The following is a 15,592-nucleotide window of genomic DNA, read 5'->3' on the forward strand; positions in this document are numbered from 1 at the left end:
CTGGTCGTTCAGATCGACACCGTGCGCTGCTCGTGCTGCCAGGACAGCATCCGGTCGTCATACGGCTGGGCGGCATCCGGGCGGAAGGCAACCGGCTTGCCCGCCGCCTTCTCGTACCGTGTGAAGCCGGGCTTTCCGTAGTTGCCGTTACGGAGGTTGGCGCGCAGCGTGGTGTAGGCGTCGCAGGTCTTCTTGATCGCGTGCTGGGCGGCCTGCGCCCCCAGCTGCCACCGGGTCTTGATCTGCTGGTAGGTGTGCTTGCGCAGGTCCAGAGGCTTCATGGCCTTCGCCTCGAAGGCGACGTCGGCGACCCAGGTGGCCGCCTCGTTGCAAGCGTGCAGGGTTGCCTCAAGTGCCGCCGCCTGCTCGGGCGTCGGCAGCAGTTTGACCCGCACCACCAGTTTCATGAACGTGAACGTACACACCCGTACGACCAGCCACCACACGTTCCCCATGCCTCACCCGAACGAGGGACCTCGCCTCGTTCCTGCCCCGGCCCGAATCCGCAGTGCTCCGTACCGCCATCTTCAGATGCGATTCCTCCCGGCGTGAACGCCCGGGGTTCCTCACAAGAACACGCTGAACTTCTCCGACTGGTCGCAGGCGGGTTCGGCCACGCACCGCTACCTGGACCGCACCGCCATGGGCTCCGGTTACCGGGCGGCCCCGCAGGTCTTCTACTACGCGCCCCAACGCCTGTGGTACCTCGTCTACCAGACCGGCTACGCCTCGTACTCCACCAACCCCGACATCAGCAACCCGAACGGGTGGAGCGCACCGCGCAACGTCTACGCGTCGATGCCGGACATCATCCGGCAGAACATCGGCGGTGGCTACTGGGTCGACATGTGGGTGATCTGCGACAGCGCCAACTGCTACCTGTTCTCCTCCGACGACAACGGCCACCTGTACCGCTCGCAGACGACCGTCGGCCAGTTCCCGAAGGGCTTTACCAACACGGTCATCGCGGCCCAGGACGCCAACAAGTACGCCCTGTTCGAAGCGAGCCGACGCCGGCGGTGACTACAACCTCCTGCCGTGGCGGCTCGGCCTGCTGACCCAGACCAACTCGACCTGCTGACGCCCCGCACAGGGGTCAGGCGCTGGAGCGGACCACCAGGTGGGTCGGCAGGATCAGCGGCGTGGGTTCCTGGCCGTTGACGAGCGAGACCAGCATGCGCGCCATCTCCCGCCCCAGCGCCTGGATGGGCTGGTGGACGGTGGTGAGCGGCGGGTCGGCGATCTGCGCGACGGCCAGGTCGTCGAAGCCGACCACGGCGACGTCGTCGGGAACCAGCCGCCCCGCCTTCCGCAGCGTGCGCAGCGCCCCCGCCGCCATGTTGTCGTTGGCGGCGAACACACCGTCCACGTCAGGGTGGTTCGCCAGCAGCGCGGCCATGGCGGCGGCTCCGCTGGGCTCGGTGAAGTCGCCCTCCTGCGGCGGGAACGGATCGAGGCCGGCCGCGAGCAGGGCGTCCCGGTAGCCGCGGTACCGGGCGCGACCGGCCTCGGTGTCCAGCCGCCCGCACAGCGCGGCCACCCGGGTCCGGCCGCGTGCGACCAGGTGCTCGGTCGCCTCGCGTGCCCCGCCGACGTTGTCGACATCGACGTACCACCGCGGAGTCGCGCCGACCGGGCGCCCGCCGAACACGACGGGCATCCGCGTCTCCTCGGCCAGGGGGAGCAGCGGATCGTCCTCGCGCAGTGCCATCAGCATGACGCCGTCGGCGCCCCTGGACCGCAGCAGTTCGGCCACCCGCTTGCGCCCCCGGTCGGAAGCGGCCAGGCACAGCATCAGATGCAGGTCCGCGTCTTCCAGGGCGGCCGTGGCCCCGACGATGACCTGGGCGAAGAAGGGGTCGGCGAAGATCGAGGGATCCTCTCCCGAGACGACCAGGGCGGCCGCTCCCGTCTGCCGCGTGGCCAGGGCGCGGGCGGTCGGGTTGGGGACGTAACCGAGCTGCCGGACGGCCCGCTGGACGGCCTCGCGTTTGGCGCGGCTGACGTGCGGGGCGTTGTTGAGGGCGCGGGAGGCCACGGAGCGGGAGACGCCGGCGTGTTCGGCCACCTCGTCGAGCGTCGGCTGTCTGCGCGGCGGATCTTCTGCCATGGAGCGGGAGTCTGTCACAGGCGGGGAGCGCGCAGCCCCGGGGTACTGGTAGCGCTTCCAGTATCTGCCGCCGCAGGGCTCTGGGTGGTCTAACTCTGCATCAGCCATTGACAGTTGAACCAGCTGACTCCACGATTGGGACCGCTTCCAGTGGGAGCGCTCCCAACCTCCGACATTCCCTGCCAGGAAACCGAGGTCCTGTGATGAGCCGCAGACTCCGCACCCTGGCGGCAGCGCTCTGCGCCCTGCCGCTGGCGCTCGCCGCCGCACCGTCCGCTCAGGCGGCCGACCCCACCACCATGACGAGCGGGTTCTACGTGGACCCCAATTCCACGGCGAAGCGATGGGTGGCCGCCAACCTCGGCGACGGCCGGGCCCCCGCGATCAACTCCGCCATCGCCAACACCCCGATGGCCCGCTGGTTCGGCTCCTGGAGCGGCACCATCGGAACCGCCACCGGGGCCTACGTCGGAGCCGCGGACCAGGCCGACAAGCTGCCCATCCTCGTCGCCTACAACGTCTACAACCGCGACTACTGCGGCGGCCACTCCGCCGGCGGCGCCTCCTCACCGTCCGCCTACGCGAGCTGGATCGCCCAGTTCGCCGGCGGCATCGGGAGCCGCCCGGCCGTCGTCATCCTGGAACCGGACTCCCTCGGGGACTACGGCTGCATGAACCAGGCCCAGATCGACGAACGCGAGGCCATGCTCACCGGCGCCCTCGGCGAGTTCAGCCGCCAGGCCCCCAACACCTGGGTCTACATGGACGCCGGCAACCCCGCCTGGACGAACGCGGCGACGATGGCCCGCCGCCTCCACGAGGCCGGCGTCCGCCAGGCCCACGGCTTCTCGCTCAACGTCTCCAACTACTTCACGACCGCCGAGAACACCGCCTTCGGCGACGCCGTCAACCGTGAACTCAGCGCACGCTACGGCTACACCAAGCCCTTCGTCGTGGACACCAGCCGCAACGGCAACGGCTCCAACGGCCAGTGGTGCAACCCCTCCGGCCGCCGCATCGGCACGCCCACCCGGATGGGCGGAGGGGCCGAGATGCTGCTGTGGATCAAGACGCCGGGGGAGTCGGACGGCAACTGCGGGATCGGTGCCGGCTCCAGGGCCGGAGACTTCCTCCCCGAGGCGGCCTACAAGATGATCTACGGCTACTGATCCCCAGGGAGCCGGGGCCGCGCCACGCACGTCGTTCGCTGCGCCGGCTCCCAAGGGTTCAGTCCGTGAGCCAACCGGGGCTGACCATGCGGTACTCGTAGGCCATGACGACGACCTGGGACCGGTCCCGGGCGCCGAGTTTGGCCATGATGCGGCTGACGTGGGTCTTCGCCGTCAAGGGGGAGACCACGAGGCGCGTCGCGATCTCGTCGTTGGTGCAGCCGGCGGCGATCAGCCGCATGACTTCGCGTTCGCGGGTGGTGAGGGCGTCGAGGCGGCGGTCGGGCTCGCGGGTGTGGTCCGGGCGGTCGGCGAACTCGGCGATCAGCCGCCGGGTGACGGAGGGGCTGATGAGCGCGTCGCCGCGCGCCGCGACGCGCACCGCGTGCAGGAGTTCGGCGGGTTCGGTGTCCTTGACGAGGAAGCCCGAGGCTCCGGTGCGCAGAGCCCCGTACACGTACTCGTCGAGGTCGAACGTCGTCAGCATGACCACCTTGACCGCCGCCAGTCGCTCGTCGCCGGCGATGCGGCGGGCGGCTTCGAGGCCGTCCATGCCGGGCATGCGGATGTCCATCAGCACCACGTCGGGCCGGAGTTCCCGGCACGCGGCGAGGGCGGCGTGCCCGTCGGCGGCCTCGGCGACCACGTGCAGGTCGTCCTCGTCGTCGAGGATGCCGCGGATTCCCGCGCGCACCAGGCGCTGGTCATCCGCCAGCAGAATCCGGATCATCAGCTGCTCCGCCGATCGGCTCGTGGTGGTCGGTGAACGGTAGCCGGGCCCGGACGACGAATCCGCCCGCGCTGCCGGGCTCGGCGCTCAGCGTTCCCCCCAGCGCACGCGCCCGTTCCGCCATGCCCGCGATCCCGCTGCCGCCGCTGTGCCCGGACCGCGCCGCACCGTGGCCGTCGTCCTGGACGCTGAGCGTCAGTTCCCGCCGGCCGCGGCGGATCCGGACGACGACCTGCCGGGCACCGCTGTGCCTGACGGCGTTGGTCAGTGACTCCTGGACGATGCGGTAGGCGGCGAGGTCCACCGCCGCCGGCAGCGGTGCGCCGTTTCCGCTCGGCTCGACGCGTACGTCGAGACCCGCACGGGCCGCCGAGGCGACCAGCTCGTCGATCCTGGACAGCCCGGGCGGGGGAGCGGTGGGGGCCTCCTCGGCTGCCTCGTCGACCTGGCGCAGCACGCCGAGGGTGGCGCGCAGTTCCCGCAGGCCCTCCTTGCTGCCCTGCTTGATCGCGGCCAGCGCGTCCTCCGCCTGGGCGGGGTCCTTCTTCAGCCGGTGCAGGGCGGCGGACGCCTGCACATGGATCATCGACATGTTGTGGCCGATCACGTCGTGGAGTTCGCGGGCGATGCGCAGCCGCTCCTGCGCGGCGCGCAGTCTGGCCTCCTCCTCCGCGTAGGCGACCCGGCCGTGGCGCATCGCGCCCAGGGCCACCACCGCGACCAGCCAGCCGGTCAGCATGAACACGGCCGTGCCGGTGACGTCGCCGGTGCCGACCAGGGCGCCCGCGCCCACGCCGAGGACCATCACCGTCGCCATGGCGATGGACTCCTGGATGCGTCCCTGGGCCGCCAGCGCGTGCAGGACGACGATCGGGACCACGACCAGCGGCGCGTCGACCGTGCTCAGCAGGTAGTAGGTGCCCGTGCCGAGCACCGTGAACCAGCCCACCGGTACGGGGTGGCGGCGGCGCAGCAACAGCGTCCCGCACACCGCCATCACGAGCAGCCAGGAGACGACCACGGATGGCGTGGCGCGCCAGTCGGGGCCCAGGCGCTGCCCCTCGGCCACTCCTCCCAGGACGAGGACGACCCCGGCGAGCGCCATGTCGACCCGCGGCCCTCCGGGCAGGCGGAAACGGGTGACGTCGAGACGCGGCATTGCCTCATTCTGCCTGGGGCTCGGCGGCACCCAGGACCTTATGTGCGTGTTTGTTCCGAGGGTGCGTGCTGGAGATGTACGTGGCGGCGCGGGCGTACATCCGCTGGTGTACGGCGCCGGGCTCGCCTCCTGCCGCCGGTGCACGCCGGGTGTCAGCCGTGGGCCGACGTCCGCGGCCGGGGTGCGCGGGCAGGCTCGGGGACTCCAGGCAACGCTCACTCGAATCCGAGGTAGGCATCGTGTCCTCCCCCCGCGGCTCCGCCGCATCCCTCGCCCTGCCCCCGCCGCAGGACGGCTCGCCCGCGCCCGACGGACGGTTCGGTGCGCTGGCCGGCTGGGCGCAGCGTCATCGCTGGGCCGCCCTTGCGCTCTGGGTGGCGGTGGTGGCCGCCATCACGCTGGGCGCCTCCGCGGCCGGCACCGCGTACCGGAACGACTTCTCGTTGCCGGGCACCGATTCCCAGGCGGCCACCGACCTGTTCAAGCAGCACGGCAGTGACCAGGCGGGCGACAGCGTCGAGATCGTCTTCAAGGACACCGCCGGTGTGAGGAGCGCCGCGGACACGGTCGAGCCGATGCTGGCCGAGGTGAGGCACATGGCCGGGGTCGCCGACGTGCGCAGCCCCTTCGACGATGCCTCGGCGGTGTCCGAGGACGGCACGATCGCCTACGCGTCCGTCACGCTGGACGGCAAGACGGAAGACGTCCCCAAAGAGGACGTCGCCAGGATCATCGACACGGCACGGAGCATCGCCACCGAGCAGCTCCAGGTCGAGGTGGGCGGCGAGGCCGCACGCAATGCCGAGGACAAGGAGGGGCCGACCGCCGAACTCGCCGGGATCGTGGCCGCGTTGGTCATCCTGGTGCTGCTGTTCGGTTCGCTGCTGGCGGCCTCCTTGCCGCTGATCACGGCACTGTTCGCCGTGGGCGGCGCCATAGGCCTGATCGCCCTGGCCTCGCACGTCTTCACGGTCGCCGACTTCACCCCACCCATCCTGATGCTCGTCGGCCTCGGGGTCGGCGTCGACTACGCCCTGTTGATCTTCTACCGCTACCGTCATGAACTCCTGGCCGGGGCGCGGCCCGCGGAGGCCGGCCGCAAGGCCCTCGACTCCGCCGGACGCACGGTCTTCTTCGCCGGCTGCACGGTCATCGTCGCCCTCCTGGGCCTGGTCGCCCTCGGGCTGGGCTCGCTGCAAGGCATCGCGCTCGCGGTGGCCATCACCGTTCTGATCACCATGGCCGCCTCCCTGGTGCTGCTGCCCGCGCTGCTGGCCCTGTTCGGCGGGCGCATCCAGCGCCATGTGCGCAAGCAGCAGGCCAAGGCGACGAAGAAGGGCACGTCGGAGGGCGACGGCTGGCGTGCCATGGCCCGTGCCGTGCAGCGACGTCCCCTGCCGACCCTGCTGGTCGGCGTGTTCGCGCTGCTGGCCCTGTCGGCACCGGCGCTGGGCATGCGCCTGGGCTTCGCCGACTCCGGCAACGATCCCGCCGAGACGACGTCCCGCCACGCGTACGACCTGCTCGCCGAGGGCTTCGGCCCCGGCTTCAACGGGCCACTCATCGTGCTGGTGAAGGGCGACGAGGAAGCCGGCAAGACGGTCCAGGAACGGCTCGCAACCACCGACGGCGTCGCCGCGGCCGGCCCGGCGATGCCCTCCGAGGACGGTGCCCTGTCCACCGTCTTCGTCTACCCGGCGACCTCGCCCCAGGACGAGGGGACCGTGGACCTCGTCCACCACCTGCGCGACGACGTGACGCCGTCCCTGGAACAGGCCACCGGCGCCGAGGTATTGGTGGGCGGTGCGACGGCCGCCTCCCAGGACGTCTCCGAGACACTCGCCGCCCGGCTGCCGTTGTTCGTCGCCGTCGTCGTCGGCGTGTCCTCGCTGCTGCTCCTGCTGGTCTTCCGGTCGGTCTGGATCCCGGTCAAGGCAGCCGTCCTGAACCTGCTGTCCATCTCCGCCGCGCTGGGCGTGATCACCCTGGTCTTCCAGCACGGCTGGTTCGGCGCACAGCCCGGCCCCGTCGAAGCCTTCATCCCGGCGCTGATCTTCGCGATCGTCTTCGGGCTCTCCATGGACTACGAGGTCTTTCTCATCTCCCGCATCCACGAGGAATGGTCACGCACCCAGGACCACTCGCAGTCCGTGCGCGAGGGGCTGGCGTCCACCGGCAAGGTCATCACCGCCGCCGCGGCCATCATGATGTTCGTCTTCGGGGCGTTCGTCCTCAGCTCCGACCGCATGCTCCAGCAGTTCGGGCTCGGCCTGGCGGTCGCCATCCTGCTCGACGCCGTCGTCATCCGGTGCCTCATCGTCCCCGCCGTCATGCAGATGCTCGGCAAGTGGGCCTGGTGGCTGCCCGCACCGCTGGCCCGCAGGCTGCCCAAGGTGTCCATCGAACGCCCTGAGCACAGCTGACCGATGGTCCGGGCGGAGGGCGCCGTGCGGTCCGGCACGGCGCCCTTCGGGCTACGACCAGGGCAGGACCAGCGCACCCCAGGCGATGACGGGGCCGAGGGCGACGATGCCGCTCGTGTACCCGATGACCTGGCGGTAGAAGCGACGGGCGTCCACCCCGCGGGCGTTGCTGAGGACCAGCGCTCCGTTGGTCGAGAAGGGAGAGGTGTCGACGATCGTCGTGGAGACGGCGAGCGCGGCGATCAGTCCCGCGGCACTGAGATGACTGGACAGCAGCAGGGGTACGGCGAGCGGGATGATCGCGGTGAGGATCGCCGTGGAGGAGGCGAAGGCGGAGGTGATGGCCACCGTGAAGCACAACAGCAGGGCGACGACGACCGGGGCGCCCAAGTCGGCGGCGTGCTCGGAGATCTCCTCGATGATGCCGGCCTTCTCCAGCATCGCGATGTAGGTCATCATGCCCGCGACCAGCAGCAGGGTGGACCAGGTGACGCCGTCCACGGCCTTCTCCTGCCGCTTCATGTCCACCAGCGCCAGCAGAGCGCCCGCCGCCAGCGCGAGGAAGCCGATCTCCAGGTGGAAGCCGAGCGCGCCGACGACTAGGGCCAGCAGAGAGGCGAGGGTGAGCCACTGCCGCCAGTCGGGCCGGCCGGAGACGGCGAGGTCCTCGTCGTCGGCTGTCTGCGCGGTGCCCTCGGCCAGCGGAGCGGGACGCTTGGCGAGCAGGACATAGGTGAGGACCGCGAGCACCAGGTTGATCACGAAGCTGGCGCTGAACAGCGCCACCGCCGAGACGTGCACATCGGTCTTGTCGACGAGGCCGAGCACCAGCGCACCGGAGACGGCCAACGGGGAGAACGCCCCCGCGTGCCCGCCGCTGATCACCATCATGCCGACGACCAACGGGTTGAGCTTGTAGCGGTAGGCGAAGTTCATGCCGATCGGCGCCAGGATCGCGACCGCGGCCGGGGTGAACGTACCGAACGCCGTCAGCAGGGCGGCCACCAGGAACAGCACCCAGGGGATGAGCTCGACCTTGCCGCGCACCAGCCTGACCCCGGCGGCGACGAGCCAGTCGATGGTGCCGTTGCGGCGGGCGACGGAGAACAGATAGGTGACGCCGACGATGGTGACGAAGAGCTTCGCCGGGAACCCCTCGAAGATCTCGTCCTCGGTGAGGCCGAGCGAGGCGGTCCCGACCGCGAAGGTGGCGACGAAGGCGAGGATGCCCAGGTTGATCGGCAGCACGGTGCCGACCACGAACATCACCAACAGGGCGCCTATGGAGATCACTTCAACAGACATCTTTGTCCTTGGTGCGGTGGGGACGGGAGGGCGCGCCCCGAGGGCGCGAGGGTAGCGCGGTGCGGACGTGGTGAGGTTTTGTCGCGGTTCAGGCGGCTTGCGGGCGGTCTCCCTGCGGTACGTAGATGCGGGCGTCGGCGAGCAGCCGGGCCGCGCGCTGCACGGTCACCCGGTGTGGCAGGCCGTCCCTCACGTCGGTGCAGCGGACCGCGACGACACCGGCGGGCGTGCCGAGGCGCAACCACTCGTCCTTCGGGCCGCCCGTGACGCGGGAGACCACGGAGCCCTCCAGCAGCCCGGCCGCCGCGACGGCGACGGCCGAGGTCAGGCCGATGGCAGGGTGCGGGGCGTTCATGGAGAGCATGCGCACCGACACGTCGTAGTCCTCGGCCGCCACCGGTTCACCAAGGGTGGTGGTGTACGGCACCGGCGGGCCGACCAGGCCCACCTTGGGCACCGCGTCGCCCGGTTCCTCGCCCGGCCGGAGCAGCCCCATCAGGGGTGCGGCGGCATGGCGGACGGTGCGCAGCCAGGGAACGTCGGCGCGCATCCGTTCTTCGGACTCGGCGCCGGTGCGCCCGGCGCTGACGGCGTCGACGAGGACGACCGGGGCGCCCGCGGCCACCATGCTCACGCGGAGCGGCTCGGCGGCGCCGACCCGCAGGTCCTGCGCGGCCCGGCCGGTGGGGAGCAGCAAGCGGCCGGTGTCTCCGGCGGGGTCGCGGAAGGTGAGGCCGACCGCGACTCCGCCGGCCCGGGTGCCGGGTACCGTCTGGCGGCCGAAGTGGCGCACCATGCCTCCCCGGGTGTCGACGATCCCCTCCAGGACAGCGCCGGTATTGGTGTTGCGCATGACCACGCGCGTTTGGTCGCCGGTGACCGGGACCAGTCCCTTGGTCACCGCGTAGAGGGCGACGCCGGTGGCGCAGTTACCGCAGTTGCTCGTCCACTCCACCGAGCCTGTGCCGATGCCGACTTGGGCGAAGAGGTAGTCGACGTCGATGCCGGGTCGGGGCGAGGCGCTGACCACGGCCGCCTTGGAGGTGGTGGGGGTCGCCCCGCCCACCCCGTCCAGTTCTACGGGATCGGTGGCGCCGTATGCGGCGACCAGCAGCCTTTCGAGGTGGCCGCGGTCGGCGGGGACATCGACCTGGTTGAACAGCCAGCACTTGCTTGTGCCGCCACGTACCAGGGTCGCGGGAATGTGCACGTCTGAGGCTCTTCCTGGATCAACGGAGGTAGGGAGAAAGGGCCGAGGCGGTGGCTACGGGCGCAATGGCGGGCCGGCGCACCGCTCGGCGACTGCGCAGACCTTCGCAGAGGTGTGACTTCGGAACAATCGCAGTTCGCTTCACCTGGGTTTAGCTCAGCTAAAGTCAGCCGCATGCTCAACGTGCGCCGCCTGCTGCTGCTCACCGAGGCCACCGAACGCGGTTCGCTCACGGCCGCGGCGGAGGCCCTCGGCATGACGACCTCCGCCGCCTCCCAGCAGATGTCCCTGCTGGAGCAGGAGGCGGGCCAGCCCCTCATCGAGCGGCTGCCCCGCGGTATCCGCCCCACCCCGGCGGGCGCCGCGCTGGCCGAACGCGGCCAGGCCATCCGCCGTGAACTGCGTGCCGCCCAGGCCGACCTGGACTCCTTCACCGCCCTCGACCAGGGCAGCCTGCGCCTCGGCTCCTTCCCCACGGCGAGCGCGTCCCTGCTGCCGCTGGCGCTCACACGTTTCCGACGGCGCCACGCCGGCATCCGCATCGAGGTGCGCGCCGGAGTCCTCGCGGAGCTCAGGGAGATGCTGCACACCGGTGAGGTGGACCAAGGGCTGCTCTGGGACTACGAATGGAACCGCCTCGACGATCCGGCGCTCGCCCTCACCCACCTGCTGGACGACCCCACGGTGCTGGTCGTCCCCGCCGACTCACCCCTGCGCACCCGTCCCTCCGTGCGGCTCGGCGACCTCGCCGACCAGGAGTGGATCATCCGCGCCGACAACCACCCCGTCGCCGACGTCCTGCGCCGCAGCTGCCGCCAAGCGGGGTTCGAGCCGCGCATCGCCTACTCCTCCCACGACTACCAGGAAGCACAGGCCATGGTCGCCGCCGGTCTCGGCATCGCGCTCGCACCCCGCCTGGCCCTCACGAGCCGACGCAGCGACGTACGCCTCCTGCCGTTCGCCTCCGACGTCCCGGCCCCCACCCGCCGCATCCTCCTGGCCCGAGCCGCGGCCCGCCCCGCCACCCCGCCGGCCCAGGCGATGGCCCGGGTCCTGCGTACGGTGGCCCAGCGCTTCGCTGCCCCGGACCTGCATCGGGCTCAACTGGGGGCGGTCCGGCGGGGCTGACGATCTCCTCGAAGCGGTCATCGAGGCTCGGCTCCGGAGCGCTCGTAAGGGTTTCGTCATCTCTCCCGTGCTGCGACGAGGGCTGGTCGCTCAGTTGAATGAGGCAGCGGCAGACAACTCTCGGGAGGGGAAGCGGACATGGGGCGGGTGCGGAAGGCGCTGCGCGGGCGGCTGGTCGCCGGTGGTCTGGTGACGGCCGTCGCCGTGGTGGGGTTCGGGCTGTACTGGTTCCAGCCGTGGAAGCTGTGGCAGGACACAACGGTGGACGAGGCGCTGCCCGGTGCCGTGGCGAGTTCCGGGCCGCCCACGGTGGCGCCTTCCGCCACCGTTGCCGGTAGCGGCGCACCGGCCGACGGGCCAAGCACACTGGCGAGCGGCGCACTCGTCAGTCACGAGCACGCCACGTCGGGCACGGTGAAGCTGCTGCGGCTCGCCGACGGCAGCCACGTCGTCCGGCTGGAGAACCTCGACACCAGCAACGGCCCGGATCTGCGGGTGTGGCTGACCGACGCGCCCGTGAAGGAGGGGCGGGACGGCTGGCATGTCTTCGACGACGGGGAGTACGTCAGTCTCGGCAAGCTCAAGGGGAACAAGGGCAGCCAGAACTACACCCTGCCGGACGACGTGGACCCGTCGCGCTACACCAGCGTCAGCATCTGGTGCGACCGCTTCGACGTCTCCTTCGGGGCTGCTGAACTGGCCCGTGCCTGAAGGGCGTTCGTTGATCTCAGGACTTTGGGCGGGCTCGGTCTTTCGCCGAGCCCGCCCAGTCCTTGTCATGCCGTCAGCGCTGCAGTGTCAGCAGCCCCGGACGGTAGGGGAGGAGGCCGTAGTCGCCGCCCGAGCTGGGGCTGCGGCCCTGGTAGAGGAGTTGCAGGTTGCAGGGGTCGACCGTCATGGTCTGGTCGGCCGTGGTGCGGATCAGTTCGCCGTGGCTGATGTCGTTGGTCCAGGTGGCGCCGCTGTTGGCCTTGCCGGCGAAGGGGTTGCTCTCGGTGGCGGCCTGCGGCGTCCACGTGCCGTTGAGGCTCGTGGCCGTGAAGGAACGGAAGTAGCGGCCCTGCGAGCCGATCGCCTCGACGATCATGAGGTAGCGGTTCTGGCCTTGCAGCTTGTACACCTGCGGGGCCTCGAACAGGTTGTTCGTCGTGTCGCTCATGACCACCGTGGAGGTCGTGCCGAAGCTGCCCGGGAAGTTCCCGATCGGCATGCTGGCGCGGTAGATCTTGCCGTTGTCACCGGCGAAGAACAGGTACATGTTCGTACCGTCACCGATGAGCGTCTGGTCGATGGGGCCCGTCCCGGAACCGGAGATGCTTCCGGAGAACAGCACCTGCGGGGAGGACCAGCCGTTCGGGTTGGTGGGGTCGCTCGATGTCCGGTAGGAGAACGCGGTCCCGCCCCACTGGTAGGCGAGCACCCAGATGTTCTTCGGCGCGAAGTAGAACAGCGTGGGCGCGACGGTGGAGGACGACATCGTGTTCTGGCTTGCCGAGGCCATGTCCGACCAGTTGGTGAACGGGCTGAAGTTCATCGAACCCCAACTCGTCCCCGTGTCGTGCGTCGTGGCGTAGACGAGTTGCTTCCCGTTGTACGGGGCGACCGTGAAGTCCTTGAGCGAGACCCACCCGGACTTGGGCTGTGCCAGCGCGCCCGTTGAACTCCAGCGGTACGACGACGGAAGGTCACAGGCTCCGGGAGTGTCGGCGCCCACCTTCACGAGCTGCCACTGCTGATTGGTGCCGCCCCAGTCGTCGTACTGGACGATGTTCGCGTTGTCGGCGGTGGAGGCGCCCTGCACCTCGAGGGCCTTGTTGCTGTGGCGCGAGATGAGCCGCACGTAGCCGTCCGAGCTGTCGGCCAGCCGCCACTGCTGGTTGGTGGCGTTCAGGTCGGTCCACTGGACGATCGAACCGCCGTTCGCGGTGGACCAGTTGTAGAGGTCCAGCACCTTGCCCGAGAGGCGGGACTTGATGCGGTAGTAGCCGTCCCCGGAGGCGACGAACTGCCACTGCTGCTGGCTCTGGTCGTTCCTGGTCCACTGGGTGATGCGGGCGCCGTCGTTGGTCGCCAGGTTGTAGACGTCCAGGGCCTTGCCGCTGTTGCGGTTGACCAGCACATACGTGGCGTTGGGATCGACGGTCGCCGCGCTGGCGGGCTGCGCGCCGAGGAAGGTGGCCACCAGCAGGAGCGGCGAGAGGACGGCGAGTAAACGTCTGAGCGGGACCGTGGACGGGTGGCGCAACCACATCTGGGGGCCTCCTTCGGGGGCGGGCGAAGTGGTGTCGGCGAACCGCGGAGCGGTCGGGCCGAAGAAGATGAACTCCCCGAAACTTTCGAGGAGTTACCGGATCTTTCGACGCCACAACATAGAAATGCGGGGTCCCTCGGTCAAGGTCTCGCGCTGTTCTGTCTTCAAACGGTTCCGGCTCTCAGGGGTGGTGCGAGGCGTGGCGCCGACCGGGAGCGCTCGGGAAGGGCGTGGCGCGGAGCTTCAGTTCAAGGGCGTTGACCAGGCACGTGGTGGCGAAACGGTAGCTTCGGGTGCTGGTGTTGGCCGCGGCTTGAGCCTTGCGGAATCGGCCCACACTCGGGCGCTGAGGTTCGCTATCCGGCCTGATGGGCTCTCGAATGTTTCGTAGAGACCAAGGAAACTTTCTCGGTGCAATGTATTGACGATCCACCGTCAATGACTCAATCATCCGTCACCGAGGGTCGACCACAGTTCGGAATGTCGAACCGCATGAGCCGTGCGGAACCTTGGAGTAACCCCGCGCCCGTGCCGAAACGGCGCGCGATGTCCGGTCTTCCCCCTGCGCTTCAGCCATTCCGTGATGTCTATCTTGGAGGCACAGCCATGGGCTTGAACGCCCTTCCCAGAGCCGGTGACCGCCGGAGGACCCGCAGCGCGCCGCTGGCGCTGCTCGCCGTCGGTCTCAGTGCGGTCGTCGCCCTGGTGACGCCGCCGTCCGCGCACGCCGCCGAAAGCACACTCGGCGCCGCGGCGGCGCAGAGCGGCCGCTACTTCGGTACCGCCATCGCCTCGGGCAGACTGGGCGACTCGGCGTACACGACGATCGCGGGCCGTGAGTTCAACATGGTCACGCCCGAGAACGAGATGAAGATCGACGCCACCGAGCCGCAGCGGGGCCAGTTCAACTTCACCGCCGGCGACCGCGTCTACAACTGGGCGGTGCAGAACGGCAAGAAGGTCCGCGGGCACACCCTGGCCTGGCACTCCCAGCAGCCCGGCTGGATGCAGAGCCTCAGCGGCAGCACCCTGCGCCAGGCGATGATCGACCACATCAACGGCGTGATGAGCCACTACAAGGGCAAGATCGCCCAGTGGGACGTCGTGAACGAGGCCTTCGCCGACGGCAACTCGGGCGCCCGGCGCGACTCCAACCTCCAGCGCACCGGCAACGACTGGATCGAGGTCGCCTTCCGCACCGCGCGCGCCGCCGACCCCGCCGCCAAGCTCTGCTACAACGACTACAACACCGACAACTGGACCTGGGCCAAGACCCAGGCCGTGTACAACATGGTCAAGGACTTCAAGCAGCGCGGCGTACCGATCGACTGCGTCGGCTTCCAGTCGCACTTCAACAACGACAGCCCGTACAACAGCAACTACCGCACCACGCTGCAGAGTTTCGCCGCTCTCGGCGTCGACGTGGCCGTCACCGAGCTCGACATCCAGGGCGCCTCGCCCACGACGTACGCCAACGTGGTGAACGACTGCCTGGCCGTCTCGCGCTGCCTCGGCGTCACCGTCTGGGGCGTGCGCGACAGCGACTCCTGGCGTGCGGAGCAGACGCCGCTGCTGTTCAACGGCGACGGCAGCAAGAAGGCCGCCTACACCTCCGTGCTCAACGCACTCAACGGCGGCACCACCACGCCGCCTCCGTCGGGCGGCGGACAGATCAAGGGCGTCGGTTCGGGTCGCTGCCTGGACGTTCCCAACGCCAGCACGACCGACGGCACCCAGGTCCAGCTGTGGGACTGCAACAACGCCACCAACCAGCAGTGGACGTCCACCAGCGCCGGTGAGCTCAGGGTCTACGGCAACAAATGCCTGGACGCCGCCGGCACCGGCAACGGCGCCAAGGTCCAGATCTACAGCTGCTGGGGCGGAGCCAACCAGCAGTGGCGCCTCAACTCCGACGGCTCCATCGTCGGAGTCCAGTCCGGGCTCTGCCTCGACGCCGTCGGGAACGGTACCGCGAACGGCACCCAGATCCAGCTGTACGCCTGCTCGGGCGGCAGCAACCAGCGCTGGACCCGCACCTGATGACGGCCTGACGTGAACCGGCCGGCCGGTATGCCACCGGCCGGCCTCTCGGTGGACCAAGGGGAGG

At 69.9% G+C, this 15,592-nt stretch carries 12 protein-coding genes and 1 pseudogene; 6 read left to right on the forward strand and 7 right to left on the reverse strand.

What is annotated here, in order from left to right; translation table 11 throughout:
- Positions 1–8 precede the first annotated feature (8 nt).
- Positions 9–455, reverse strand: coding sequence for a hypothetical protein (locus tag IQ210_RS48235; protein WP_322656371.1), 447 nt, complete (start codon positions 453–455; stop codon positions 9–11).
- 124 nt (positions 456–579) lie between these two features.
- Between IQ210_RS48235 and IQ210_RS14965 the strand changes: the two are divergent.
- A pseudogene (locus IQ210_RS14965) lies at positions 580–1,008 on the forward strand (non-reducing end alpha-L-arabinofuranosidase family hydrolase); the annotation flags it as partial.
- Positions 1,009–1,096: 88 nt separating this feature from the next.
- Here the strand turns inward: IQ210_RS14965 and IQ210_RS14970 are convergent.
- Complete coding sequence (locus IQ210_RS14970; protein WP_194079470.1) at positions 1,097–2,110, reverse strand: LacI family DNA-binding transcriptional regulator; 1,014 nt, start codon at positions 2,108–2,110, stop codon at positions 1,097–1,099.
- A gap of 203 nt (positions 2,111–2,313) precedes the next feature.
- Between IQ210_RS14970 and IQ210_RS14975 the strand changes: the two genes are divergently transcribed.
- The gene (locus IQ210_RS14975) at positions 2,314–3,279 is read left to right on the forward strand and encodes a glycoside hydrolase family 6 protein (protein ID WP_194079471.1); all 966 of its coding nucleotides are present in this window, start codon (positions 2,314–2,316) and stop codon (positions 3,277–3,279) included.
- 58 nt (positions 3,280–3,337) lie between these two features.
- Here the strand turns inward: IQ210_RS14975 and IQ210_RS14980 are convergent, their stop codons facing one another.
- Together IQ210_RS14980 and IQ210_RS14985 are read right to left on the reverse strand one after the other, a co-directional pair.
- The gene (locus IQ210_RS14980; protein ID WP_194079472.1) at positions 3,338–4,009 is read right to left on the reverse strand and encodes a response regulator; all 672 of its coding nucleotides are present in this window, start codon (positions 4,007–4,009) and stop codon (positions 3,338–3,340) included.
- Positions 3,984–5,168 carry a sensor histidine kinase gene (locus tag IQ210_RS14985; RefSeq protein WP_194079473.1) on the reverse strand — a complete coding sequence of 395 codons (1,185 nt, stop codon included), beginning with the start codon at positions 5,166–5,168 and terminating at the stop codon, positions 3,984–3,986. The genes IQ210_RS14980 and IQ210_RS14985 overlap by 26 nt, the downstream gene beginning before the upstream one ends.
- 239 nt (positions 5,169–5,407) lie before the next feature.
- Here IQ210_RS14985 and IQ210_RS14990 point away from each other — a divergent pair, with 239 nt between their 5' ends.
- Positions 5,408–7,591: an MMPL family transporter gene (locus IQ210_RS14990; protein ID WP_194079474.1), complete on the forward strand. Its 2,184-nt coding sequence runs from the start codon at positions 5,408–5,410 to the stop codon at positions 7,589–7,591.
- A 51-nt stretch (positions 7,592–7,642) separates the two neighbouring features.
- On the opposite strand, the gene IQ210_RS14995 is transcribed toward IQ210_RS14990, so the two are convergent.
- Both IQ210_RS14995 and IQ210_RS15000 read right to left on the reverse strand, forming a co-directional pair.
- Complete coding sequence (locus IQ210_RS14995) at positions 7,643–8,896, reverse strand: SLC13 family permease (RefSeq protein WP_228047741.1); 1,254 nt, start codon at positions 8,894–8,896, stop codon at positions 7,643–7,645.
- An 88-nt stretch (positions 8,897–8,984) separates the two neighbouring features.
- On the reverse strand, positions 8,985–10,106 hold the full coding sequence (locus IQ210_RS15000) for a PrpF domain-containing protein (RefSeq protein ID WP_194079475.1): 1,122 nt from the start codon (positions 10,104–10,106) through the stop codon (positions 8,985–8,987).
- 174 nt (positions 10,107–10,280) lie between these two features.
- Here IQ210_RS15000 and IQ210_RS15005 point away from each other — a divergent pair, with 174 nt between their 5' ends.
- Complete coding sequence (locus IQ210_RS15005) at positions 10,281–11,234, forward strand: LysR family transcriptional regulator (protein ID WP_194079476.1); 954 nt, start codon at positions 10,281–10,283, stop codon at positions 11,232–11,234.
- A gap of 138 nt (positions 11,235–11,372) precedes the next feature.
- Positions 11,373–11,945, forward strand: a complete 573-nt coding sequence (locus tag IQ210_RS15010) for a DM13 domain-containing protein (protein WP_194079477.1) — start codon at positions 11,373–11,375, stop codon at positions 11,943–11,945.
- A gap of 73 nt (positions 11,946–12,018) precedes the next feature.
- Here IQ210_RS15010 and IQ210_RS15015 read toward each other — a convergent pair whose 3' ends face one another.
- Positions 12,019–13,485, reverse strand: coding sequence for a non-reducing end alpha-L-arabinofuranosidase family hydrolase (locus IQ210_RS15015; RefSeq protein ID WP_194079478.1), 1,467 nt, complete (start codon positions 13,483–13,485; stop codon positions 12,019–12,021).
- Between the two features lie 606 nt (positions 13,486–14,091).
- On the opposite strand from IQ210_RS15015, the gene IQ210_RS15020 reads away from it, so the two are divergent.
- On the forward strand, positions 14,092–15,525 hold the full coding sequence (locus IQ210_RS15020; protein WP_194079479.1) for an endo-1,4-beta-xylanase: 1,434 nt from the start codon (positions 14,092–14,094) through the stop codon (positions 15,523–15,525).
- The last annotated feature ends 67 nt before the right edge of the window (positions 15,526–15,592 follow it).

Source organism: Streptomyces justiciae, assembly GCF_015163075.1.
Lineage (GTDB): Bacteria > Actinomycetota > Actinomycetes > Streptomycetales > Streptomycetaceae > Streptomyces > Streptomyces justiciae.